Source organism: Brevundimonas vesicularis, from assembly GCF_032067225.1.
GTDB lineage: Bacteria > Pseudomonadota > Alphaproteobacteria > Caulobacterales > Caulobacteraceae > Brevundimonas > Brevundimonas vesicularis_F.
This window is the reverse complement of record NZ_DAMBJX010000051.1, coordinates 1-3,037: the sequence shown is the minus strand read 5'-3', so window position 1 is coordinate 3,037 and position 3,037 is coordinate 1. Positions and strand designations below refer to the sequence as shown.

Annotated in this window: 2 protein-coding genes; both read right to left on the bottom strand. The window is 69.0% G+C overall.

From position 1 onward, the window contains the following. Positions 1-19: 19 nt before the first annotated feature. Positions 20-1,297, bottom strand: coding sequence for an MFS transporter (locus RT123_RS12375; protein WP_313009424.1), 1,278 nt, complete (start codon positions 1,295-1,297; stop codon positions 20-22). 56 nt (positions 1,298-1,353) lie between these two features. Then, a partial coding sequence (gene hrpB / locus RT123_RS12370) for an ATP-dependent helicase HrpB (protein ID WP_313009423.1) occupies positions 1,354-3,037 on the bottom strand: 1,684 nt, incomplete at its 5' end.

Here is a 3,037-nt window from a genome sequence, read left to right as displayed (position 1 = left end):
ATGCCGCGACGGACGAAGCCTAGCGCTTCTCCTCCGGCGCCACTCGGCCCATGCCCCACAGGGCGGCAATGGTGACCAGGGCCGAAATCGCCAGATAGCCGCCGACGGCTCCCGGCCCGAATCGCTCGGCCAGCTTCAGCGCGATATAGGGCGCAAGCGATGCGCCCAGTATGCCCGCCAGATTGAAGGCCATCGACGCACCGGTATAGCGAACTGATGTGGGAAAGGGCCGCGCCATGGCCGCGCCGATCGGGCCATAGGTGCAGCCCATCAGGGCGAACCCCAGCGCAAAGAAGATCAGCAGGCCGCTGAGACCGCCCCCGAACAGCGGCGCGAACAAAAAGCCGAACAGGCCGATTCCCACGGACGAGGCGATCAGCACCCTGACCTGCCCGTATCGATCCGCCAGCAAGGCTGTCACGGGGATGAAGGCGGCGAAGAACAGCACGCCGATCAACTGGATGGGCAGCACATCGGCCCGCGCCAGCCCCATTCCCGTCGTCGCCCAACCGAGGGCGAAGACGGTCATCAGATAAAAGAGGGTGAAGGTCGTCACGCCGCTGAAGGTGCCCAGAACCAGCGCCGCCTTGTGATGGGCGAACAGGGTCACGGCCGGCGCCTTCACGCGCTCGTCGCGATCCACGGCCTTCTGGAACTCGGGCGTCTCGGTGATCTTCAGCCGCACCCACAGGCCGACGAACACCAGGATGGCGCTGGCCAGGAACGGAATTCGCCAGCCCCAGCCCTCGAACGCGGTCTCGCTCATCGTCGACGTCAGAACGATGAAGGATGTGGTGGACAGGATGAAGCCGATGGGCGCGCCCAGTTGGGGGAACATGCCGAACCAGGCCTTCTTTCCGGGCGGCGCGTTCTCTGTCGCCAGCAACACCGCCCCGCCCCACTCGCCGCCCAGGCCCAGCCCCTGACCGAACCGGCACAGGGCCAGCAGCAGGGGGGCCAGCAGGCCGACCTGCTGGTGCGTCGGCAACAGGCCGATGGCCACCGTCGACAGGCCCATGGTCATCAGCGCCGCGACCAGCGTCGCCTTGCGTCCCACCCGGTCCCCAAAATGTCCGAAGGCCAGGGCGCCGATGGGCCGCGCGAAGAAGGCGATGGAAAAGGTCGCGAACGAGGACAGCAGAGCCGTCCCTGGATCCTCGCCGGGAAAGAACAGCGTCGGAAACACCAGGACGGCCGCTGTGGCGTAGATGTAGAAGTCGAAAAACTCGATCGTCGTGCCGATCAGGCTGGCGAACAGCACGCGGCCGGTGGAGTTCTTCGGCAGGACGTCGGACATCTTCTTCTCCCGGTTGTCCCAGCGATGCCCGTTTCCCGCCCGCCGCGTCAAGGCGATCAGGCGCCGCGCGGTTTGACCCGGTTCGTCGCCTGCGCCTCGGCAGGGTTTTCTGGCCACGGATGACGGGGATAGCGGCCGCGCATCTCCGCACGCACCGCCGCCCACGACCCCGACCAGAAGCGCGGCAGGTCCTTGGTGACCTGCACCGGCCGTCGCGCCGGCGACAACAGGGCGAGGGTCAACGGCACGCCGCCGACAGTCGGATGCGTCGTGACGCCGAACAGTTCCTGCACCCGAATATCCACGCGCGGCCCGCCCTCGGCGGCATAGTCGATGGCCGCCGAGCCCAGGGGCGTGACCAGACGCGGGGGCGCCAGCTCGTCGAGACGGCGTTGCAGATCCCACGGGATCAGTCCGCGCAGGGCTTCAGCCAGATGGCCGTCGACTATCCCCTCCAGCGACTTGGCCCCTTCCAGCAGGGGCCACAGCCAGTCCTCACGCGCCGCCAGCAGGGCGTTGTCCGACACATCGGGCCAAGCTGGGTCGCGCGCGTGCAGGAAGGCCAGACGTGCGCGCAGCCCCGACGCCTGCTCGCCCCATTTCAGCGCGCCGAGCCCATCCGCCTCGATCTCGGCCCGAAGGGCGGCGGTCAGGGTATGCGCATCCGGCGCGCCGACAACCTTTTCGTCCAGTACGATGGCCCCGATGTGCCGCGAGCGCCGGATCACCGACCGCCCCGACGGTTCGCGCGCTAGCCGATCCTCCGTCGAAATCAGGCGCGCCAGATCGCTGTCGATCCGGTCCGCCTCCAGCGCCGCCGCCAGTCGCACCCGGTCGCGCGTGTCACCGCCGCCAAGTTCGGCGATCGCCAACCAAGGCTCACGCGCCAGATGGTCAGTCGCCTCCAGCACGGCTCCTCTCCCGCTGGCGAGAAGATATTCACCCGCCTTGCCCCGCGCCTTTGCGATCCGCTCGGGAAAGGCCTCGGCCAGCAGCAGTCCAGGATCGATCGTCCGTCCCGATCTGCCGCCCGCCGCGCGCGCCCAGCGCTCCGCCAGCTTGATCGAATCGCGCGCTTTCTGCGTCCGATCGCGCTCCAGCCCGATCAGGCGATCCGCCAGATCGACGCTCGATCCGCCCAGACCCGGCTCGCTCAACACCGCCGCGATCCGTGCGCCCGTCATCGCGTCGCCGGCGTCGGACGCCACGGCCACCATATGGCCCAGCCGCGGCGACAGCGGAATCTTGGTCAGCCTAAGCCCGTGTTTCGACAGTCCGCCATCGGCATCCAGCGCCCCCAACCGTGTCAGCACCTTGCGCGCCTCGGCCAAGGCTCCAGCCGGCGGCGGGTCGAGCAGGGCCAGCCCCTCCGCCGAGCGTGCGCCCCACCGGGCCAGGTCCAGGGCCAGCCCGGTCAGGTCCGCCTCCTGGATTTCCGGCCGTTGATGCGGGACCAACCCGCGCGTCTGTTCCTCATCCCACAGGCGGTAGCAAACGCCCGGCTCGGTGCGCCCGGCCCGGCCGCGCCTCTGTTCCGCTGAGGATCGGCTGACCTTGACCGTCGCCAGCCGGGTCAGGCCGCTTGACGGTTCGAACCGCGGCACCCGCGACAGGCCGCCGTCTATCACGACCCGCACGCCTTCGATGGTCAGACTGGTTTCCGCGACCGAGGTCGCCAGCACCAGCTTGCGCCGCCCCACAGCCGCCGATTCGATGGCTCGGTCCTGTTCGGCCCGGTCC

Bases quoted from the DNA above. Each gene is read 5' to 3' on its own strand.
- RT123_RS12375 (WP_313009424.1), bottom strand. From the start codon at position 1,297: ATGTCCGACGTCCTGCCGAAGAACTCCACCGGCCGCGTGCTGTTCGCC.